Genomic DNA, 16,484 nt, shown 5'->3' on the forward strand with positions numbered 1-16,484 from the left:
CGTTTGGATGCGGTGTCATCGAATCCTCCAGCGTCGCAGCAAGTAGCGTTCATCTACCCAGTAGCCACGCTCCATTAACTCGGTGTCTGCCCAATACCAGACATCCGGGGCGAGACCATGGCGGCGCTTCCAGTAGTTCAACACGACGAGCGCCCATAGCATCAGTAGTCGCATCGCTTCTCCTTCCGCTCGCGGCGCTGGCCCGTCACCGTCGCCGCGAGCAGGTAGTGGATGAAGATGGAAATGAAGAAGAGGGGCATGTCAACGCTCTCGTTTCGCAGTCTTGACCCACAGCGACTTACCGTCGCAGGCTATCCGAACATCGGATATGCGTTCGTCTTGACGGCCACCGCAATGCATAGCCAGAAGAAGATGCTGACCGCCAGGCTGGATGCGCTCCCATCCATCGCGCGTCATGTCGCGCACCTCGCGACGATATCGAAGTGCGCCGCGCGTAAATTGGGTCACGATCATCTCTCCTCCTTCGGCAGCAGCGCACCCACGACGCCCGTCACGAGCCCGACGACGACAGCGCCGACGAACGCCAGCGGCAGCACGAGCACAGCGAGCGCGACCGTGACGAGCCAGAAGCAGAGCATCATCGCGGCGATGAGGACGACACCGATGGTGTCGATGATGTTTTGGAGGGCTTGCATCGCTCACTCCGCCCGATGAAACGTAGCCGCGGTGGCGTCGGCGTGGGGGACTTTGACGCTGGAGTGCTTCCACGCGTCGCGCCCGGGATAGAACGTCTCCCCGTCCTGATCGATGTATCCGTGCGGCTCGGGCAATTCGTCCTCGCCCACGCGTCCGGCCGCCTGGAACAGGCACATCACGAGGCAGCCCATGCTGCAGCCGGCCATGAAGACCGCTGCGATGAGGAAGCCGAGTTGGCTGTAGGTCAGGTACATGGTGGGCTCCTATGCCGGCGCGCGGCCGGCGTGTGGTCAGAATGCGTCGATGCGAGCGGCAAGCAATTCCGAGTACACCGTCATCGCAACAGCTTGGCGTTGCAGCCGATCCTGCTCGTCAGTCGGAAGGCCGGCGAACAATGGTGCGTCGAAGAACTGGCGTAGCTTGGTCAACTTGTCATCGAGCGCGGCCTTCTCGCCGATCACGCGCTGCTGGTGTGCAGGTAGGTGCGCCACGTGGCCGATGTCGATGTAGGCGCCCTCGAAGACATCCTTCGGGCTCCAGCTCGTGTAGCCGTCCGCGTACTTGACCGCATAGCCTTCCCTACCGTCCTTCTCCTGCGGCCATGCCGTGACCTGCTTGGTGCCGATGTACTCATGCGTCATGTTTCTCTCCTTCGGTTGTGCCGCTCACGCGGCGGTGGAACAGGGCGCAGTCGGCCCGTAGTAAAGCCTGAAATGTCCGATGCCCATGGCGCCTAAAATTGCAAGCGCCGCGACGATGGCACCTATCAGTGCGAGAAATGTCTTCACACCGGCTCCTTCGCCTCTTCGGGCTGCTCGTCGTGGACCATTCCACGCCATGCGACGATTTTGCCAAACACAGGCTGCATGTTCTCGTTGAGAAATTGCTCCCCGTCCCACCACCAGTTATATGCAGAAACGCCGTCCCGCTCCCACTCGACGTGATACCAGCCCTTATGCACGGGCTTGATCGACATCGGGAACCATTCGCTTTCTTTCATGCTGCTCTCCCCTTCTTCTCGATTTGTGCCAGCGCCGTGACAGCGACGCCGAGCGCGGCCCACGCGTGCGACGAGACGCCGTACAGCGGACCAGGTTGCGATTTCGTGCCAATCTGCGGTGTCTTGCCGCCGCCAGTGCGCGGGAACATGTCCAGCAGTGCCTGGCGAATGTTGGCGTCCTTGGCCTTCGGCGAGCCGCATAGGTGCAGCTTCACGTCGCGGCGGTAGACGAGGCGCACGGCCTCCGGCGAGTGCCACGCCTGCACGAAGCGGCCGATCCACACGCACGTCTCGAACACCTCGCGGCCGACCGCCATGCCGTAGCTCGCGATCATTTCGATGGCGAGCGTGTACGGCCCCTTGCTCCCTACTGCCAGCATCGCGACCACTTCCGCGTTTGGCATGACGCCAGACGTCACCACGATGTCGCGGTCGAGCAGGCACCACCCGCTCGCTGTCGTGCCCGGATCGATCGCGAGAATGCGTTTCGGCAAATGCGCGCGCGCGCCTGCGCGGGAAGCGTCCGGCGTACCAGTTTCTGCGATCTTCCGCATAGCCACTGGCTCCGGATCGGCGCAGGTCATGATCTCGAGGAATTCGGCTTGGGTCATTGCGGCGCTCCGGTGGGCAGGCCGAGCGCGCGCTTTGCCATGTCCATCACGGTCACCGTGAAGCGCTCGCCCGCGTTTTCCCGTTCGAGGATGCGTCGCGCCCAATCCCTGCCATCGTTGCGGCGCTCGATAAGCGCCTCCGGCCATTTCGTCGTCGCCATCATTGCTGCGCTCCCTTCCGATAGTTCTCGATGCGTTCCGCGATGGCGCGCTTGGCAGCTATCACCGCATCGCGGTCTGCTTTCACCGAGGCGTCTCGAGCGACGACCCGGTCCATCCGCGACATGTTCATCTTTGCGATCTCGTCCTTGACGCGCTGCAGCCCCTCCGGATTGTTCGTGGCCTTGGTCGGCATGGGGGGAGGCAGAAGCGCGGCCACATGCGGAGCCGGGAGCAGACCCTGGCGCTTCGCCTCCGACAGCGCCGCGTCGCGCTTGTGCGGGTCGCTTCCGATGGATGGCCACCACTTGACCGGATCGGTGGCCGCGGCGGTGATGCGCTGGTACGACTCCTTGAATGCCATCCGCGCGCCGACCTCATCGCCGAGGTCCATGATCGGTTTGCAGATGCCCCACGCCTGTGCGATCTCGTCGTTCATGACGACGGTTTCGGTCTCGTCGCACGCCTTGACCGCGACCGCCCACGCTTCTTCCGCGCCGAGCCGGCCGGCCTTGTTGCCGGCGTTCAGGATTTCGAGGATCTGCCCGATGGTCGGGGGGAACTTCGGATCGGACACGACATGGCGCGAGAACGCGAGCCGCACGGTCACGATCTCGAATTCGGCGAGCAATCCCCACCACATGCGCAGGGTCTCCTGCATCGGCGCCTCGCGGCCGTAGTTGTTGAACGTCGCGCGCACAACCTGCGCGAATTCGGCCCGGTCCTTTTCGTTCATCGCACGTTCTCCATGTCGATCACCATCGGGTCTTCGGGCTCGCCGAAGCTATCGAGAAATCCTTGGATGTTCGCGTCGGATCGCGCCTGCATGCCGTTCGCGCGAGGCGCCGGCTTCTTCGCGATGCGGGCATTGATGGCTGCAGCGAGCCATGCAACGGGCTCAAGCGGCGCTACGCGGATGCACTCGGAAGCCAGTTCCCAAGCGCCAACGTCCTCGAGCTGCTTGCGGGCACCGCCGAGCAGTGAGCGCGCCGTCTTGTCGGGTACGCCCCGTGCGACGAGCCACGGCACGGCGATCTGGAACAGGGCGTCAGCCGGGGTCAGCGACGCGGCAGCGTCAGAACCGATAGGTTCTGCAGGTTTTGATACCGAAGTAGAAGATGAAGAAGAAGATGAAGAAGAAGGGGGGGGTTCTTTCGGGGGTTCTTTGTTTTCACCAAGGGGGGTTTCAAGGGGGGTTTTTTTGTCCCCTTCATCCTTCTTCGGACGCCCCCCTTTCTTGCCGTGCTCGGCACCCTTCTTCCCATGCTCTGAACCCGCCTTGCCGCCCTCTGCCCGCGCGTTGCGCACGCCTTCATCACGCACCATTCGACGCGAGAAGATGCAACCATCGTCGGTCATCGAGGGGACGCCGGCATCAACCAACTCGGCAAGCACTCGCGAGTATTCCTTCTCGGAGATCCCGACAAGGCGCGCGATCTGCGACGGCTTCATAGGCTTGCCGTTCACGGCCAGGTGCCCGTAAGGCTCGCACTCGTGCATGAGGCAAAGCATCTCGTGCCAAAGGCCCCGGGCAAGGAGGGAACAACCTTGCAGCGCAGTGTCCTTGCGCCAGTCGGCCGGATAGAACTGAAACGATGGCCGCTTCATGGCTTATCGCTTTCCCGGCGCACGATGCTGCGCAGAGGATGGTTGGCGCCCAACAAGAACTTCTCCACGATCGTAGATAGTGCGGCGGCTTCGCTGTGGTAGCCGTTCGCTTCCTTGTAAAGCTGGAACTCCGCATATGCCTCATCGGTGAGACGGGTCTTGACCTCTGAGCGATACGGCGCGCGCGACTTCATGGCAATCATCCCTGCGCTGCCATGCGCTGGAACTTGCGGCTCTCGAGATAGCGGAGCGCCATGTCCTCGAGCGCGATCATTTCGTGGCGGTCCACGACCATCGAATCCGCTGGCACGACCTGAAGGCCGAACGCCGCGAGCAGGTCGAGTTGCTCCTGCAGCGCGGCGAGATCGCGGCTGATCGTGCTCGGGTGCACGCCAAGGCACGTTGCTGCATGGGCCTGCGTGATGCGCTTGGAAGCGCGCACGAGCTCGGATTTGTTGCGTGCGCCGAGCATGCGTGTGCTTTCCACTTCATCCGGTGAAACTGCGTCCGTCGTCATCACTGGCTCCGGTCAGGCGGCGGCAGGCTCGGCCGGTGCCGAGAAGCCATCCGGCAGAGTCTTGCCGAGACGGATCGCTGCGCCGACGACGAGGTCGGTCATCCGCTGGTCGAGAACATCGGGCCACTGAGACACGGCACTACGCGTAATCCCGAGGGCCCGGCCCGTCTCAGCCCCGGTTCCGAAGATCCCGATGGCTTGCTGTTTCGTGAGTGTCATGGTCCGCGCTCGCTTAATAGGTTTAACAAGCATATGTCAAATGCAGTAAGCGAGCAAGTGGTTAGCATGTTAAACATGAACTTCAGCGAACGAATCCACCTCGCCATGAGCGAGGCGCATGACATGTCCCAAGCCGAGCTGGCACGGCAGGCGGGCGTCACGCGCGCGGCCGTCGTGCATTGGATGCGATGCGAGGACGTGAGCTACCCCATGAAGGGGGAAGCGCTCCTGAATGCAGCAACCGCCCTGCGGGTGTCGCCCTACTGGTTATATCGGGGGGAAGGACCGATGCGCGCACCGATGGTGGATCCCGACACAAGGCAGTTGCTCGACGCCTTCGCGCGGCTACCGGCCAAGGCAAAGGCGACTGCTGTGGCTCAGCTGAAGGAGTTGGCAGAACTCACGGCCGAGGGCGGCGCCCTGGTTACTCACGCCGCGGGAGGGCGTGCCCGGGCGCGCGACCCACAAGAAGCAGGAATTGCCACGAAAGGAACGGGAAGATGACGAGAGGAACAACCGCCGCAGGCGTTATAGCAGTCGCTGCTTTCATGTCGGCATGCTCGAGCACCGGGATCACGCCGGCCGACGGAGACACGATGTTTGTTGCCAAGCGCAGCCCTCAGGTGGGCTTCGGGCCGCCGGACGGGGTGAGAGCCGACATCTACGCAGAGGCGAATGAATATTGCTCGAGCCGCGGGAAGCTCGTTGAGACAGTAGACCTAAAGACTGTGAACTCTGGCTTCGGCCGCCCCGCGAGCGCCGCCCTTCAATTCCGATGCGTCGAAGGGAAGAAGTCATGACCGACTGATTGGTCCCAAATTTTTACCCAGTATAAGCCCGCACATCGCGGGCTTTTTTGTTGCCGAAAGCACATATCACGGCACTTCAAGAGCGGACACTTCTCAGAAACCACTTAAAAAAACTAGGTCGCGGGCAGTCATTTCGGGGACAGCTGCCATGGGTCGCGTCGTAGATTTCGCGCGCTATCAGTGCGCGCGGCCGCCGCATTCCGTTTCGGAAACACAGCCGGACAGCATCGAATTCATCCTCCTTCCGGACGGCACTTACGAAGTGACGTATCGGGGGCAATATGCAGGCTCGCGCCTTCTGGCCGCCGAGCACCTAGCCGACGCCCTTCTGCACATCACGATCGCAATCCGAGACGCATAACGTCGCCCAACACGCTTAATGTGCTTGACATGCGCTCGAGCATGTCGTTTAATGTGTTTAACGAAACGACGAACCCGGAGCCAGCGATGACCCAAGCCCACTACACCGTGACCGCCCTGTACATGGACGCCGAGATTGCCGCGGGCGAAGGCGACTCGCACGAGTACGCCGTGCGCGAGTGCATGGATGGCGTGAGCGATATGTACCCGGCCGAGGACGTGACGCTCGAATGCAAGAGCAGCGCGATGCCGCATGTCGTCGTGACGATGCCACTCGATCTCGCGCAACGCGCCTTTGCCTGAAGGACTGACATGACCCGCCTCGACACCTTCCTCCTGACGCTGATGCTGGCGTGCGTGCCGGCGCTGCTGGCCCTCGCCTTTGGAGCCTGACATGCCCGCCACCATCCACCAAGAAGTCGATGACCTGATTGCAGGTCTGCGCTTCGATCAGCAGGAATCGCTGCTGCGCGAACTGCTGCTGGTGCTGGCCACCGACGCGAGCGAGTACGGCAGCGACGAGAAGTCACTGAACGACTACCGCGTGGAGACGATCGAGCAGCTGATCGACCTGCGCGGCCAGTACGAGCAGATGGCCGGCGAGCAGATGGACCTGTGGGACCGCGAGGCACGTGTGTATGCGCGATCCGAATACCGCGAGCGCACGGCAGAACGCCGCGCCGCCTGAAGCAAAACTACCAACACACCAGAGGGGAACCGCAATGCAAGAGAAAAAGACCGACGCCGCCGAAGTGATCACTTCGTACAAGGGCTTCGACAAGGACATGCAGTGCCGTGGATTTCAGTACGAGGTTGGCAAGACGTACGAGCACGAAGGCGAGGTGAGCGCATGCGGCTCTGGCTTCCACGCATGCGGATACCCGCTCGATGTATTTGGCTATTACCCGCCGGCTGGTAGCCGTTTCGCGATCGTTCAGCAGTCCGGCGACCTGAGCCGCGAGGAAGATGGCGACACCAAGGTGGCGAGCCGCAAGCTCACCGTCTCTGCCGAGATCAGCATCGTCGGCCTGATCAAGGCGGCCATCGAGTACACGACCAGCCGTTGCTTGCCGATTGACCCGGAATCCCCGGCGTCGAGCACTGGCGACCAAGGCGCGGCGTCGAGCACTGGCGACCAAGGCGCGGCGTCGAGCACTGGCGACCGTGGCGCGGCGTCGAGCACTGGCTACCAAGGCGCGGCGTCGAGCACTGGCGACCGTGGCGCGGCGTCGAGCACTGGCTACCGTGGCGCGGCGTCGAGCACTGGCTACCGTGGCGCGGCGTCGAGCACTGGCTACCAAGGCGCGGCGTCGAGCACTGGCGACCAAGGCGCGGCGTCGAGCACTGGCGACCGTGGCGCGGCGTCGAGCACTGGCTACCAAGGCGCGGCGTCGAGCACTGGCTACCAAGGCGCGGCGTCGAGCACTGGCTACCAAGGCGCGGCGTCGAGCACTGGCTACCAAGGCGTGGCGTCGAGCACTGGCGACCGTGGCGTGGCGTCGAGCACTGGCGACCGTGGCGCGGCGTCGGCGCTCGGTAAGCACTCGGCTGCCATGTCGTCCGGCTTCTATGGTAAGGCCAAAGGCATCGACGGCGCCGCCATCTTCCTGGTGTTTCGGGATGTTGATGGCGAAGGCGACGAGTACGGTCGCATCGTTCATGCGCGCGCGGCGATTGTTGGCCGAGACGGGATCAAGCCGGACACGTTCTACACGCTGAACGCTGAAGGCGAGATCGTTGAAGCGGAAGACAAGTGAGAGACGCCATGACTGACAAGCAGCTCGCGGTTCGCGAAAGCGACATTCATGCCGCATACGGGAGGGCCCGTTTGAATTGGGAGCGAGAAGGCGGCGATTTGGTTGCGCTGATCACGCGCGAACTGAATGCACTGCTCGCCGCCGCTCCCGCCGCTCCGACCGAAGGCGCGCGCGGTGCATCGGCGCGGCAGGATGAGCGCGAGGCGTTGAGTGCGCCGGAGCCAATCGAAGGCAGACGCTACTGGAACGACACGCCAGAAGCGCAAGCCGCGCGCCAGATTGGCGGAATAGACCCGTGCCAGCAGGTACAGGCCGATGCGGGGGCGGGGACGGAGGTGGCGTGGCTCCAACGAGCCAGAAACGGAATGATCCGTTGCGCCAGAACGAAGCGCCCAGATTCCGACGACATTGCTGTCGCTGAATTTGATGGCGACACGATAACGCCCCTCTATGCCCACCCCGACCCGCTCCTAGCCGAGTGCGTCGAGGCGCTGGAGATGGCTGAGTTATGGCTTGAGGAAACGAACAATGCGGCCATTGCTGAAATCCGGCGAGTCCTCGCCAAGGTGCAGGCCGCGAAGGAGGGGAAGTCGTGAGCAGCCCCATCGTTCGACGCATGCTCGAAAGCACCATGAAGCTCGCGCGCCGCGATGCCAACGAATTCCGAATTCTTGGCCTTGGACGTGATGAGGAGACGAGGACTTACGAGCGCGCTTTCCTGCGCGGGATGCTCTACGCCACAGGACACTTCGAAAGCCCGATGTATCGAGCGGATATTGATGCATTCATGGGCGCCCGCAACGAGCTGAACTTCCTGTTCGGCAGGTACCAGGAGAGGACGTGATGCTGCACCCCGACGACCCTATCTACATCCGCGCCCGCCATTCGAAGTGGAACCGCTGGCTGAAGGTCGCCGCGATCTTCGGCGTGCTGGTAGTCGCCATCGACATCATCCGTCAACTGGGAGCCTGATATGGATTGGTGCAACGACAAAGAAGTCGATTTTTCGAGCCTCGTTGGGAAGACCCTCGTGGAGATCAACGCAACAGATGACGCCATCGAGTTCAAGGACTCCGATGGGAATGTCTATCGCATGGACCATCAGCAGGACTGCTGCGAGTACGTGTCCATCGAAAGCATCGTGGGCGATCTCGGGGACCTGATCGGAACGCCGCTCACGATGGCAGAAATGCCGTCGAGCGAAGACCAAGGCCCTCGGATCGATCCGGAATGTCCGGACTGGCAAGACGAATCCTACACGTGGACCTTCTACAAGCTCGCAACGATCAAGGGCTACGTGGATATCCGCTGGTATGGCACGTCGAATGGTTATTACAGCGAGGGCGTCGACTTCTATCTCGTCGGCGGCAACACCAAGGAGGCAGCATGACCATCACCGCCAAGATGCTGGACCTGTCGAAGATCGACACCGGCCTCACGCCCGATGAAGCGCGTGCCGCGCGCGAGGAATGCCAGCGCATGAAGCAGCGTCGCGCGCTCGGCGACCGCTACGTGCTGGCCCGCGCCAATGCACCGCAGCGCGGCGAGTACAACAACCAGGGTGTGAGGCTGGCATGAACGCGCCCCTTTTGACCACCCAAGCCGACCGCTCGAAGTTCATCGGCGGCTCCGACATCGCAGCGATTCTCGGTGTGAGCCCGTGGAAAAACGCTGTTGACCTTTGGCTTGACAAGACGCAGCCGCGCGTCGAAGACGGCAGCAACGTGGCCGCAAAGCGGCGTGGCTCGCGGCTTGAGCCCTACATCCTCGACATGATCCGCGAGGAATATGGTCTGACCATCGTCGCCTGCAATGAGCGCTATGTCGATCCGCGAACCCCGTTCTTGGCTGCCGAGATCGATGCTGAGTACGAAGGCGAGCATCAGCGAGAGAACATCGAGATCAAGACCGTTCACCCGTTCAAGTCGAAGGAATGGGGCGACGAGCTCACCGACGAACTGCCGCTGCACTACATCGCACAAGCACAGCACGGCCTCGGCGTCACGGGCCGCGAGCGCTGCCGCGTGTTTGCGCTGATCGGTGATGACCTGAAACCGTACGTGGTGGAGCGCGATGAGGAACTGATCTCCGTCATGCGCGAGAAGGCCGTCGATTTCTGGAACCGCTTCGTGCTTCCGAAGGTGCAACCGCCCTTGAATGTGCAGGACAAGAACGTGCTGGAGACGCTGAAGCGCCTGTATCCCGGCACTGACGGCACTGTCATTCAGGCCATGCAGGAGCACCAGAACTGGCGCGGTGTGTTCGAGCAGGCGAAGGAGATGCGTGACCACTACGAAGCGATCGTAGAGGGCGCCAAGGTGCATCTGTTGGCAGAAATGGGCAACGCCGCCGCTATCGCATTCCCCGACGGCAAGGCGTTCATCCGCAAGGTCATCAAGAAGAAGGCCTATACCGTCGATTTCGCAGCTACGCAGTACGTCGATTTCCGACTCGCAAAACTCAAGGAGCAATGAGCATGTCCACGCAAGCCCTGAAGGCCATCGCCACCGGCAAACCTGCCGAGAAGAAAAACCCGGTAGACAAGGTAGCCGCGATGCTGGCAAGCCCTAGCATGCAGGCTCAGATCAAGGCCGCGCTGCCGCGCCACATGACGCCCGAGCGCCTGGCGCGCATCGTGACCACCGAGATCCGCAAGGTGCCGAAGCTGGCCGAATGCACGCCTGTGTCGTTCTTCGGTGCCGTCATCCAATGCGCGCAGCTCGGCCTCGAACCCGGCAACGCGCTGGGCCACGCCTACATCCTTCCGTACGAGAAGCGCGGCAAGGTAGATGGCCAGTGGAAAACCATCGCGACCGAGGCTCAACTGATCATCGGCTACCGCGGCATGATCGATCTCGCGCGCCGTTCGGGTCAGATCGTGAGCATCGACGCGCGCGCGGTATACGAGGGCGACAAGTTCGAATGCACGCTAGGACTTGAATCGCACATCGAGCACGTGCCGGACTGGAACAACGCGAATCGCTCCAACCCCGACAAGCTGATGTTCGTGTACTCGGTCGCCAAGCTGAAGGACGGCGGTGTGCAGTTCGATGTGATGAGCCGCGCCGAGGTGGACGCCATCCGCGCTCGCAGCAAGGCAGCTGACAAAGGGCCATGGCAAACCGATTACACGGCGATGGCGCTTAAGACGGTCGTGCGCCGCCTGTTCAAGTTCCTGCCGGTCAGCATCGAGATGCAGACGGCTGTCGGCCTTGACGAGCGTGCCGACGCGGGGTTGCCGCAGGACAACGGCGCAATCATCGACGGACAGTTCAGCACGGTAGACGAAGACGGCGTAGTGCATGACGCCCCCGCTCTCGACAACCAGCCCTCCGGCGACGTGATCGAGTTCGACGTCAACGGCTTCACGGCGCGCATGGACGCCTGTCAGGACACCGACACGCTCGACCTCATGGCCGAGGACATCCGGCAGGCGCCCGAGCAGCACCGCGCCGCGCTGGAGGATCACTACCGCGCGCGCCGCGCCGAGCTGACCGACTGATACCCCCTTACCGGCGCTGATGTCCCGCGTCCCGCCGGGCTTTTTATTCTGGAGTGTGCGATGACCTACCGCCTATACCACCACCGCGACGTCTGCTGCTGGTGCGGCATGACAGGGCATAGCTCCGACGAGTGCACCAAGATGAAATGGAGGAAGCAATGGGTCGCGCCAACGTCCGACATCGAGTGATCCGCGCTCTCGCGGACGGAGAGGAAATCGTCGCTGCCGATTACGCCCGCAAGATTCGCGAACGCCAGTCAGCCGTTAGCAATGTGCTTGGCGGCCTCGGCAGCAGCGTCGTCAAGGTGCGCAAGGGCGTGACGGTGGTCTACCGCGCTGCCGATGTCGCGAAGATGCGAGAGAAGTTGAGCGATCTCGAATACACGATGGCGGGACTCTCGACTAGCCCGTTCACGTTCGATGGTCTGCTAGCCGCCTGGAATATCGCACCGCGCGTCCTTGATCTGCCGAGCCACGTTCATCGCATGGCGGTTAAGGAAGACAAAGAACTACTTTTCGGATAGGAGAAAGCATGGACGACAAGAACAAGCAGGAGCGCGAGGCGTTCGAAGCATGGTACGACACTCAATGGCAGAACAATGGTGACACGACTAGCGAAGCTGCATGGATGGCCCGCGCCGCCCTCTCGCAGCCGCAAGCCGGGAGCACACTGAGTGATGCGGAGATTCAAAGCATCTGGCGACAAACGTACCCAAAAGCAGTACACGGGGCACCGCTTGAATTCGCCCGCGCCATCCTCGCACGTAGCACTGAGCCGGCGCCGAAGAAAGATTTTCTGAACGGCTGGCGCGAGGCAATCGAGCAACTGCCGGTGAGCCGGGAACCAGCACCCGCACCGGCTGCGCAGGCGGGGTCTGTACCGGGTGGCACGGTACATGCCGCCAATCTGTATGAGCAGGTTCTACAGAAGGCCATCGACATGGGCTACGCGAACGTCTCCGCCGCACTCGAAGACGCTGCGAAATGGCGGAGTCGCGCCGCCCCGGCAGACGCGGCGAGCGAAGAAAAGTGCGCGCATGAATATCGTGTTGAGCCGCCTTATGGAATGCGGTGTAAGACTTGCGGCCAGTTTCAAGATGATGAGAAATCAACCACCCCGGCGCCCACTACGCAGGCGGATGAGAAAATGCCCGTCAAGTATTACAAAGACGGCGGAGTTACTTACGCGGTCTATGGATCATCATCCATCGACTACGTTAACTTGCTGCTCGCCCGCCAGCAAGCCGCCATCCCGGGAGTGCCTGTAGCGGAAGTAGCGGCTGGCAACCTCGGCAAACGGCTGATGTGGCACACCGAAGATGCTAAGTCCCTTACGCCGGTTGGTACGCTGCTCTACGCCACCCCGGCAGAATGCGCTGACCAATTCGAGCGCATCGATATGGAGAACCATCGTTTGCGTCAAGGGATGAAAAAGTTGATGGCGCGCCTGACAACCCTATTGGATGAAGACCAGTTTGCCGACTGCGAAAGTATCGTCAAAGGCGTTGGGGTAGAGCCCCCAGCAGACACGGCGAGCGAGGCGGTGTGGACTGCTATTCGGCGTCTGGAACGAGGTTACAACCCTTGGATGATTGCGGACGAACTCCGCGCCGCCATGTCCAATCAGGCGCAGAAGGGAGGCGCGGACAATGGCTGACTATCTCAAGTTCTGGTTCGCCAAGTTCATCGTTGAACACGGCATCGAGTTGTTATTCATCACCATCTGTCTGGGCATCATAGCCGTGTTATCCGCACAGAAATGGCTTCGACAGGCACGCTGCAAACACGGTGGCCGCCTCTATGAAACGCAGGCATGCGAAGCGATCTGCCAACAGTGCGGCAAGAACCTTGGCTTCATCGGGGCCTTGAAGCGCACCGAATCAGGAGACGACAAGTGAGCGAGAAATACGAAGACCTGCGGGCGAAGTTCGACGCTGAAATGCGCGACCGTATCGAAAACCCGCTGAAGCACATGGCGCGTCGTGACCTTGCCGATGAACTTCAGCACTGCATCGATGACACGAACGTTGGGCAGCCAAATCGCTACGTGTCAGTCTCTCTACTGGAGCGCGCCATATCCCGCATCCGCGAACTGGAAGACGACCGCGACTCTTGGGCCGAGCAGGCATCGCAGCGCGTTGCCGATTGGCAGCGCGAGCATGACCTCAGGGTAGCGGCAGAGCGGCGGGTTAGCGAACTGGAGCGCGCCAGCCTGGCTGGCAGCGGGGAGGCTGGGCAAACCTTACTGGCGCTGCTGGAACGTGTGTCGAACTACCACCACTACTACGGTAGCCGCGTTCTCCCCAAGGAACTCGTTGCAGCCATCGACGCCGCCATGCAGCGCACCACCGCACCCGCGCACGGCGAGAACGGGGGGATGCGCGAAGGTGGGGAGGGGTGAGTGCCGGCCTACTACAACGAGATCGAGCCCTACGCAGCGCAGTGGCTCCGCAACCTGATCGCCGCCGGGCACATCGCACCTGGCGACGTTGACGAAAGGGACATTCGAGATGTTCGACCTGACGACCTCCGAGGATACGAGCAGTGCCACTTCTTCGCCGGCATCGGAGTATGGTCGCTCGCGCTTCGTCGCGCTGGCTGGTCAGATGACCGACCTGTTTGGACCGGTTCCTGTCCGTGCCAACCTTTCTCCGCGGCAGGCGCAGGACTTGGGTTTTCTGACGAGCGGCACCTTTGGCCGCACTGGCACTGGCTCATCAGCGAGTGCCGCCCTCCAGTCGTCATTGGAGAGCAAGTTGCGAGCTCGACTGCAGACGACTGGATCGACCTTGTACAAGCTGACGTGGAAGGTCTGGACTACGCCTATGGGTGTGTCCCGTTCCCGGCTGCGGGCGTCAGCGCTCCGCACATCCGAGACCGCAATTACTGGATGGCCCACGCCAAACGCAGGACCACAGAACGACACAGACTCACGTTGGGAGTCACGCCGCGAAAAATGCGCGGCGAGGCACGGAAACAACGGATTCGGGATGACGCTGGGAATGGCATCTACGTTGGCCGGATGGCCGACGCCAACGTGCCAGGCGAACACGCATTGCTACGGGGCGCGGCAAAGCATCCAACTGAAGACGTTCGGAGCGGCGCGCCTAGCGGACCACTCAGACAAGTGGCCGGAGGGGCATCACAACATGGAAGGGTTCGAGAATCTGAACACGACTCAGCCGGCCCGACTAACGGCCCATGGCGAACTGCTGACTGGCTCCTCTGCCGGGATGGAAAGTGGCGGCCAGTTGAACCCGGCACATTCCAGTTGGCTCATGGGGCTCCCGCCCGAGTGGGACGACTGCGCGCCTACGGAAACGCGATCAACGCGGAAGCCGCGCGCGTCTTCATCGAAAGCATGATGGAGTGCTTGCCCGCATGACCGCACCACACCCGTTTTCCGCAGCAGCAGCACGCATCATCGAAACGACTCGGCAACTTTGGAATCTGGAGTACCACCGTGAGCGAATCAGACCTGATCGAGCGCCTGGCCGACGAGCTGGGCAAGCGCCTGAAACCGGCGGTGCCACTGAACGTGGCGCTATGGGATATCGCAATCATCGCCGCGTATCTACAGCGTGATCCGGATTCGGTGCGCGAGCGGATCGCATGCCTGCCGGACTTCCCCACGCCGATCCGGCTGCCGAGCGCTACGAAGCGCGGCGCGCATCCGCTGTACAAGGCGGTCGAGGTGATCGCGTGGGCCGAGAGCTATCGCGAGGGGGCGGGGACAAGGAGGGGGGTATGAGCGACGAAGGCAGCAGGATTGGCATCACGATTGACCTCGCGGAGGAGGACAAGGCCGTGGTGCTATCTTTCCCGGGCAAGAAGAAGCCGGAGGTTGATGAGGGCCCGTACCTGAAGCAGGTCCTCTACAAGCCGGGCTGCCAGCACCGGCACGGATTCATCATCAACGACAAGCTCATGGAGGTCGAATGCTCGGCCTGCCACGAGAAGCTCAATCCCATGTGGGCGCTGATCCAGCTCGCGAACATGGAGACGCGCTGGCACCAGCACCACGAGCAGTATCAGCAGGAAGTCGCGCGGCTTCGCGAGCGCCAGCGCACGAAGTGCCGCCACTGCGGCGAGATGACGCCGATCAGCCGGTCCTAATCCAGACGCGACGCCAAATCCTCAGGCGTAGGTGCGTAATAAACATTTTGGAGGATGCGAAGGTCGCGGTGCCCGCTGATCTTCGCCAGTTCCATCACGTTGAAGATCTTCGCCAGCCGCGTCAGACCTTCCCGCCGGGAGTCGTGGAAGGTCAGCCCCTCCACCCCGGCGCGGTCCCTCCCCTTCCTGAACAGCGCATCCAGTTGGGTGCCAGTCAGCCCAAACACCGGGTCATGCCCCAGCGAGTCCAGTTGGTCGAGTATCCCCAGCGCGCGCTTCGATAGCGGCACCGAGCGCGCGGAACCGTTCTTCGTGTGCGGCAGATGCACGTACCGCTTCTCACGGTGCACGTCGGCCCTCCTGATCCCGACTATCTCCCCGGCGCGCATGGCCGTCTCGATGGCGAACAGGTAGGCAGCGCCGCACCGCGCGGTCACCGTGACCGGCGGCTCGCCCTCCGCATACCCCAGCGCCATGCAGATGCGATCGATCTCGTCCTGTGTCGGCCGGCGCGAGCGCGGCTCAGGATTGCGCGGGCGCGACACCCCGCTGATCGGGCTCTCGTGGATCCACCCCCATTCGCGCTTGGCCGTCTGGAATGCCGCCGAGAACAGGTTGAGGTCGCGCGAAATCGTGCTGCCCGCCACCTTGGTCAGCCGGTCATCGCGCCACGCCGCCCAATCCGCGGTGCGCACGTCCTGGAGCTTCTTCGCAGCGAGTTCGGGGTAATCGCGGATCAGCGCCTCGACCCGGTTGTACTCGAAGCGGGTATCCCGGTTGGCCTTCTTCGGGGAGACGTGCGTAACGTAATGGCGTAAAAGGTCGGCAACCGTGTGGTCGGCGGTGACCTTGCCGGCCATGATCTTCGCCTCTTCTGCCGTGGCCCACGCGACTGCCTCGGCCTTCGTGTTGAACGTCCCGGACATGCGTACGCCCTTGCGGGCAACCTCCGCGCGCCAGACGCCACCGCGCTTGCGGTAGGACGCCATACCCCTCTCCATCGGTCTCGTTTTCGTTTTACGCCACAGGCGTGAAGCTGGCGTAGTGGCGGCGAGGAATATACCGTAAACCGTGGGTTTTATCGGAGAAGGCGGAAGGGTTCGAAATGCCGCGCAAGCCTTTGCTGAGGCGGTTTGCGGGGGAATGAGGGGGATAAAAGTGATCTATCG

33 protein-coding genes are annotated in these 16,484 nt (G+C 62.3%); 19 read left to right on the top strand and 14 right to left on the bottom strand.

Annotated elements, in window-relative coordinates:
- Positions 1-261: 261 nt before the first annotated feature.
- Genes DFLDMN_RS07665 through DFLDMN_RS07725 form a run of 13 tightly spaced genes read right to left on the bottom strand, consistent with a single transcriptional unit; the run spans position 262 to position 4,771 of the window.
- The gene (locus DFLDMN_RS07665; RefSeq protein WP_423197865.1) at positions 262-474 is read right to left on the bottom strand and encodes a hypothetical protein; all 213 of its coding nucleotides are present in this window, start codon (positions 472-474) and stop codon (positions 262-264) included.
- On the bottom strand, positions 471-656 hold the full coding sequence (locus DFLDMN_RS07670) for a hypothetical protein (RefSeq protein ID WP_423197866.1): 186 nt from the start codon (positions 654-656) through the stop codon (positions 471-473). The genes DFLDMN_RS07665 and DFLDMN_RS07670 overlap by 4 nt, the downstream gene beginning before the upstream one ends.
- Before the next feature lie 3 nt (positions 657-659).
- A complete protein-coding gene (locus tag DFLDMN_RS07675) occupies positions 660-911 on the bottom strand; it encodes a hypothetical protein (protein ID WP_423197867.1) in 252 nt (83 codons plus the stop codon).
- A 36-nt stretch (positions 912-947) separates the two neighbouring features.
- Positions 948-1,298: a crAss001_48 related protein gene (locus DFLDMN_RS07680; RefSeq protein ID WP_423197868.1), complete on the bottom strand. Its 351-nt coding sequence runs from the start codon at positions 1,296-1,298 to the stop codon at positions 948-950.
- Between the two features lie 24 nt (positions 1,299-1,322).
- The gene (locus tag DFLDMN_RS07685; RefSeq protein ID WP_423197869.1) at positions 1,323-1,445 is read right to left on the bottom strand and encodes a hypothetical protein; all 123 of its coding nucleotides are present in this window, start codon (positions 1,443-1,445) and stop codon (positions 1,323-1,325) included.
- Positions 1,442-1,657, bottom strand: coding sequence for a hypothetical protein (locus tag DFLDMN_RS07690; RefSeq protein WP_423197871.1), 216 nt, complete (start codon positions 1,655-1,657; stop codon positions 1,442-1,444). The genes DFLDMN_RS07685 and DFLDMN_RS07690 overlap by 4 nt, the downstream gene beginning before the upstream one ends.
- Positions 1,654-2,268 carry a hypothetical protein gene (locus DFLDMN_RS07695; protein ID WP_423197872.1) on the bottom strand — a complete coding sequence of 205 codons (615 nt, stop codon included), beginning with the start codon at positions 2,266-2,268 and terminating at the stop codon, positions 1,654-1,656. Before DFLDMN_RS07695 ends, DFLDMN_RS07690 begins: the two co-directional genes overlap by 4 nt.
- Positions 2,265-2,432 carry a hypothetical protein gene (locus tag DFLDMN_RS07700; RefSeq protein ID WP_423197873.1) on the bottom strand — a complete coding sequence of 56 codons (168 nt, stop codon included), beginning with the start codon at positions 2,430-2,432 and terminating at the stop codon, positions 2,265-2,267. The genes DFLDMN_RS07695 and DFLDMN_RS07700 overlap by 4 nt, the downstream gene beginning before the upstream one ends.
- A complete protein-coding gene (locus DFLDMN_RS07705) occupies positions 2,429-3,163 on the bottom strand; it encodes a hypothetical protein (RefSeq protein WP_423197874.1) in 735 nt (244 codons plus the stop codon). Before DFLDMN_RS07705 ends, DFLDMN_RS07700 begins: the two co-directional genes overlap by 4 nt.
- Entirely contained in the window at positions 3,160-4,035 is an 876-nt protein-coding gene (locus tag DFLDMN_RS07710) for a hypothetical protein (RefSeq protein ID WP_423197875.1), read from the bottom strand. The genes DFLDMN_RS07705 and DFLDMN_RS07710 overlap by 4 nt, the downstream gene beginning before the upstream one ends.
- The gene (locus DFLDMN_RS07715; RefSeq protein ID WP_423197876.1) at positions 4,032-4,238 is read right to left on the bottom strand and encodes a hypothetical protein; all 207 of its coding nucleotides are present in this window, start codon (positions 4,236-4,238) and stop codon (positions 4,032-4,034) included. The genes DFLDMN_RS07710 and DFLDMN_RS07715 overlap by 4 nt, the downstream gene beginning before the upstream one ends.
- Complete coding sequence (locus DFLDMN_RS07720) at positions 4,235-4,507, bottom strand: MarR family transcriptional regulator (protein ID WP_423197877.1); 273 nt, start codon at positions 4,505-4,507, stop codon at positions 4,235-4,237. Before DFLDMN_RS07720 ends, DFLDMN_RS07715 begins: the two co-directional genes overlap by 4 nt.
- Before the next feature lie 57 nt (positions 4,508-4,564).
- Positions 4,565-4,771 (bottom strand): hypothetical protein, encoded by a 207-nt coding sequence (locus DFLDMN_RS07725; RefSeq protein ID WP_423197878.1) that lies wholly within the window; start codon positions 4,769-4,771, stop codon positions 4,565-4,567.
- A 75-nt stretch (positions 4,772-4,846) separates the two neighbouring features.
- Here DFLDMN_RS07725 and DFLDMN_RS07730 point away from each other — a divergent pair, with 75 nt between their 5' ends.
- The 19 genes from DFLDMN_RS07730 (at position 4,847) to DFLDMN_RS07820 (ending at position 15,315) form a co-directional block, all read left to right on the top strand.
- Positions 4,847-5,275 (top strand): hypothetical protein, encoded by a 429-nt coding sequence (locus DFLDMN_RS07730; RefSeq protein WP_423197879.1) that lies wholly within the window; start codon positions 4,847-4,849, stop codon positions 5,273-5,275.
- Between the two features lie 453 nt (positions 5,276-5,728).
- Positions 5,729-5,941, top strand: a complete 213-nt coding sequence (locus DFLDMN_RS07735; RefSeq protein WP_423197880.1) for a hypothetical protein — start codon at positions 5,729-5,731, stop codon at positions 5,939-5,941.
- 86 nt (positions 5,942-6,027) lie between these two features.
- Positions 6,028-6,243 (top strand): hypothetical protein, encoded by a 216-nt coding sequence (locus DFLDMN_RS07740; RefSeq protein ID WP_423197881.1) that lies wholly within the window; start codon positions 6,028-6,030, stop codon positions 6,241-6,243.
- Between the two features lie 91 nt (positions 6,244-6,334).
- On the top strand, positions 6,335-6,628 hold the full coding sequence (locus tag DFLDMN_RS07745) for a hypothetical protein (RefSeq protein WP_423197882.1): 294 nt from the start codon (positions 6,335-6,337) through the stop codon (positions 6,626-6,628).
- Positions 6,629-6,662: 34 nt separating this feature from the next.
- On the top strand, positions 6,663-7,697 hold the full coding sequence (locus tag DFLDMN_RS07750; protein ID WP_423197883.1) for a DUF7666 domain-containing protein: 1,035 nt from the start codon (positions 6,663-6,665) through the stop codon (positions 7,695-7,697).
- Positions 7,698-7,705: 8 nt separating this feature from the next.
- A complete protein-coding gene (locus DFLDMN_RS07755) occupies positions 7,706-8,293 on the top strand; it encodes a hypothetical protein (protein ID WP_423197884.1) in 588 nt (195 codons plus the stop codon).
- Positions 8,290-8,541 (top strand): hypothetical protein, encoded by a 252-nt coding sequence (locus DFLDMN_RS07760; protein WP_423197885.1) that lies wholly within the window; start codon positions 8,290-8,292, stop codon positions 8,539-8,541. The genes DFLDMN_RS07755 and DFLDMN_RS07760 overlap by 4 nt, the downstream gene beginning before the upstream one ends.
- Complete coding sequence (locus tag DFLDMN_RS07765; RefSeq protein WP_423197886.1) at positions 8,541-8,669, top strand: hypothetical protein; 129 nt, start codon at positions 8,541-8,543, stop codon at positions 8,667-8,669. The genes DFLDMN_RS07760 and DFLDMN_RS07765 overlap by 1 nt, the downstream gene beginning before the upstream one ends.
- A 1-nt stretch (position 8,670) precedes the next feature.
- The gene (locus tag DFLDMN_RS07770) at positions 8,671-9,087 is read left to right on the top strand and encodes a DUF7448 domain-containing protein (RefSeq protein ID WP_423197887.1); all 417 of its coding nucleotides are present in this window, start codon (positions 8,671-8,673) and stop codon (positions 9,085-9,087) included.
- On the top strand, positions 9,084-9,275 hold the full coding sequence (locus tag DFLDMN_RS07775) for a hypothetical protein (RefSeq protein ID WP_423197888.1): 192 nt from the start codon (positions 9,084-9,086) through the stop codon (positions 9,273-9,275). The genes DFLDMN_RS07770 and DFLDMN_RS07775 overlap by 4 nt, the downstream gene beginning before the upstream one ends.
- On the top strand, positions 9,272-10,171 hold the full coding sequence (locus DFLDMN_RS07780; protein WP_423197889.1) for a YqaJ viral recombinase family protein: 900 nt from the start codon (positions 9,272-9,274) through the stop codon (positions 10,169-10,171). The genes DFLDMN_RS07775 and DFLDMN_RS07780 overlap by 4 nt, the downstream gene beginning before the upstream one ends.
- Positions 10,172-10,173: 2 nt before the next feature.
- Positions 10,174-11,199, top strand: coding sequence for a recombination protein RecT (gene recT / locus DFLDMN_RS07785; RefSeq protein WP_423197890.1), 1,026 nt, complete (start codon positions 10,174-10,176; stop codon positions 11,197-11,199).
- A 158-nt stretch (positions 11,200-11,357) separates the two neighbouring features.
- Positions 11,358-11,723, top strand: coding sequence for a hypothetical protein (locus DFLDMN_RS07790; protein ID WP_423197891.1), 366 nt, complete (start codon positions 11,358-11,360; stop codon positions 11,721-11,723).
- A gap of 8 nt (positions 11,724-11,731) precedes the next feature.
- The gene (locus DFLDMN_RS07795; protein ID WP_423197892.1) at positions 11,732-12,856 is read left to right on the top strand and encodes a hypothetical protein; all 1,125 of its coding nucleotides are present in this window, start codon (positions 11,732-11,734) and stop codon (positions 12,854-12,856) included.
- On the top strand, positions 12,849-13,097 hold the full coding sequence (locus DFLDMN_RS07800) for a hypothetical protein (RefSeq protein ID WP_423197893.1): 249 nt from the start codon (positions 12,849-12,851) through the stop codon (positions 13,095-13,097). Before DFLDMN_RS07795 ends, DFLDMN_RS07800 begins: the two co-directional genes overlap by 8 nt.
- Positions 13,094-13,600: a hypothetical protein gene (locus DFLDMN_RS07805; RefSeq protein ID WP_423197894.1), complete on the top strand. Its 507-nt coding sequence runs from the start codon at positions 13,094-13,096 to the stop codon at positions 13,598-13,600. Before DFLDMN_RS07800 ends, DFLDMN_RS07805 begins: the two co-directional genes overlap by 4 nt.
- Positions 13,601-14,584, top strand: coding sequence for a DNA cytosine methyltransferase (locus tag DFLDMN_RS07810; protein ID WP_423197895.1), 984 nt, complete (start codon positions 13,601-13,603; stop codon positions 14,582-14,584).
- 78 nt (positions 14,585-14,662) lie between these two features.
- Positions 14,663-14,950, top strand: coding sequence for a hypothetical protein (locus DFLDMN_RS07815; RefSeq protein ID WP_423197896.1), 288 nt, complete (start codon positions 14,663-14,665; stop codon positions 14,948-14,950).
- The gene (locus tag DFLDMN_RS07820; protein ID WP_423197897.1) at positions 14,947-15,315 is read left to right on the top strand and encodes a hypothetical protein; all 369 of its coding nucleotides are present in this window, start codon (positions 14,947-14,949) and stop codon (positions 15,313-15,315) included. The genes DFLDMN_RS07815 and DFLDMN_RS07820 overlap by 4 nt, the downstream gene beginning before the upstream one ends.
- On the opposite strand, the gene DFLDMN_RS07825 is transcribed toward DFLDMN_RS07820, so the two are convergent.
- Complete coding sequence (locus DFLDMN_RS07825; protein WP_423197898.1) at positions 15,312-16,304, bottom strand: tyrosine-type recombinase/integrase; 993 nt, start codon at positions 16,302-16,304, stop codon at positions 15,312-15,314. The genes DFLDMN_RS07820 and DFLDMN_RS07825 overlap by 4 nt on opposite strands.
- Positions 16,305-16,484 lie beyond the last annotated feature (180 nt).

Source organism: Cupriavidus sp. H19C3 (genome assembly GCF_049393815.1).
GTDB lineage: Bacteria > Pseudomonadota > Gammaproteobacteria > Burkholderiales > Burkholderiaceae > Cupriavidus.

What these genes read in the sequence shown, in the direction of transcription:
- DFLDMN_RS07680 (WP_423197868.1), bottom strand. Translation starts at nt 1,298, where the DNA reads ATGACGCATGAGTACATCGGCACCAAGCAGGTCACGGCATGGCCGCAG.
- DFLDMN_RS07720 (WP_423197877.1), bottom strand. Translation starts at nt 4,507, where the DNA reads ATGCTCGGCGCACGCAACAAATCCGAGCTCGTGCGCGCTTCCAAGCGC.
- DFLDMN_RS07820 (WP_423197897.1), top strand. Translation starts at nt 14,947, where the DNA reads ATGAGCGACGAAGGCAGCAGGATTGGCATCACGATTGACCTCGCGGAG.
- DFLDMN_RS07705 (WP_423197874.1), bottom strand. Translation starts at nt 3,163, where the DNA reads ATGAACGAAAAGGACCGGGCCGAATTCGCGCAGGTTGTGCGCGCGACG.
- DFLDMN_RS07700 (WP_423197873.1), bottom strand. Translation starts at nt 2,432, where the DNA reads ATGATGGCGACGACGAAATGGCCGGAGGCGCTTATCGAGCGCCGCAAC.
- DFLDMN_RS07730 (WP_423197879.1), top strand. Translation starts at nt 4,847, where the DNA reads ATGAACTTCAGCGAACGAATCCACCTCGCCATGAGCGAGGCGCATGAC.
- DFLDMN_RS07725 (WP_423197878.1), bottom strand. Translation starts at nt 4,771, where the DNA reads ATGACACTCACGAAACAGCAAGCCATCGGGATCTTCGGAACCGGGGCT.
- recT (WP_423197890.1), top strand. Translation starts at nt 10,174, where the DNA reads ATGTCCACGCAAGCCCTGAAGGCCATCGCCACCGGCAAACCTGCCGAG.
- DFLDMN_RS07715 (WP_423197876.1), bottom strand. Translation starts at nt 4,238, where the DNA reads ATGATTGCCATGAAGTCGCGCGCGCCGTATCGCTCAGAGGTCAAGACC.
- DFLDMN_RS07670 (WP_423197866.1), bottom strand. Translation starts at nt 656, where the DNA reads ATGCAAGCCCTCCAAAACATCATCGACACCATCGGTGTCGTCCTCATC.
- DFLDMN_RS07690 (WP_423197871.1), bottom strand. Translation starts at nt 1,657, where the DNA reads ATGAAAGAAAGCGAATGGTTCCCGATGTCGATCAAGCCCGTGCATAAG.
- DFLDMN_RS07740 (WP_423197881.1), top strand. Translation starts at nt 6,028, where the DNA reads ATGACCCAAGCCCACTACACCGTGACCGCCCTGTACATGGACGCCGAG.
- DFLDMN_RS07770 (WP_423197887.1), top strand. Translation starts at nt 8,671, where the DNA reads ATGGATTGGTGCAACGACAAAGAAGTCGATTTTTCGAGCCTCGTTGGG.
- DFLDMN_RS07695 (WP_423197872.1), bottom strand. Translation starts at nt 2,268, where the DNA reads ATGACCCAAGCCGAATTCCTCGAGATCATGACCTGCGCCGATCCGGAG.
- DFLDMN_RS07800 (WP_423197893.1), top strand. Translation starts at nt 12,849, where the DNA reads ATGGCTGACTATCTCAAGTTCTGGTTCGCCAAGTTCATCGTTGAACAC.
- DFLDMN_RS07780 (WP_423197889.1), top strand. Translation starts at nt 9,272, where the DNA reads ATGAACGCGCCCCTTTTGACCACCCAAGCCGACCGCTCGAAGTTCATC.
- DFLDMN_RS07795 (WP_423197892.1), top strand. Translation starts at nt 11,732, where the DNA reads ATGGACGACAAGAACAAGCAGGAGCGCGAGGCGTTCGAAGCATGGTAC.
- DFLDMN_RS07710 (WP_423197875.1), bottom strand. Translation starts at nt 4,035, where the DNA reads ATGAAGCGGCCATCGTTTCAGTTCTATCCGGCCGACTGGCGCAAGGAC.
- DFLDMN_RS07775 (WP_423197888.1), top strand. Translation starts at nt 9,084, where the DNA reads ATGACCATCACCGCCAAGATGCTGGACCTGTCGAAGATCGACACCGGC.
- DFLDMN_RS07765 (WP_423197886.1), top strand. Translation starts at nt 8,541, where the DNA reads ATGCTGCACCCCGACGACCCTATCTACATCCGCGCCCGCCATTCGAAG.
- DFLDMN_RS07665 (WP_423197865.1), bottom strand. Translation starts at nt 474, where the DNA reads ATGATCGTGACCCAATTTACGCGCGGCGCACTTCGATATCGTCGCGAG.
- DFLDMN_RS07735 (WP_423197880.1), top strand. Translation starts at nt 5,729, where the DNA reads ATGGGTCGCGTCGTAGATTTCGCGCGCTATCAGTGCGCGCGGCCGCCG.
- DFLDMN_RS07790 (WP_423197891.1), top strand. Translation starts at nt 11,358, where the DNA reads ATGGGTCGCGCCAACGTCCGACATCGAGTGATCCGCGCTCTCGCGGAC.
- DFLDMN_RS07825 (WP_423197898.1), bottom strand. Translation starts at nt 16,304, where the DNA reads ATGGCGTCCTACCGCAAGCGCGGTGGCGTCTGGCGCGCGGAGGTTGCC.
- DFLDMN_RS07675 (WP_423197867.1), bottom strand. Translation starts at nt 911, where the DNA reads ATGTACCTGACCTACAGCCAACTCGGCTTCCTCATCGCAGCGGTCTTC.
- DFLDMN_RS07755 (WP_423197884.1), top strand. Translation starts at nt 7,706, where the DNA reads ATGACTGACAAGCAGCTCGCGGTTCGCGAAAGCGACATTCATGCCGCA.
- DFLDMN_RS07750 (WP_423197883.1), top strand. Translation starts at nt 6,663, where the DNA reads ATGCAAGAGAAAAAGACCGACGCCGCCGAAGTGATCACTTCGTACAAG.
- DFLDMN_RS07745 (WP_423197882.1), top strand. Translation starts at nt 6,335, where the DNA reads ATGCCCGCCACCATCCACCAAGAAGTCGATGACCTGATTGCAGGTCTG.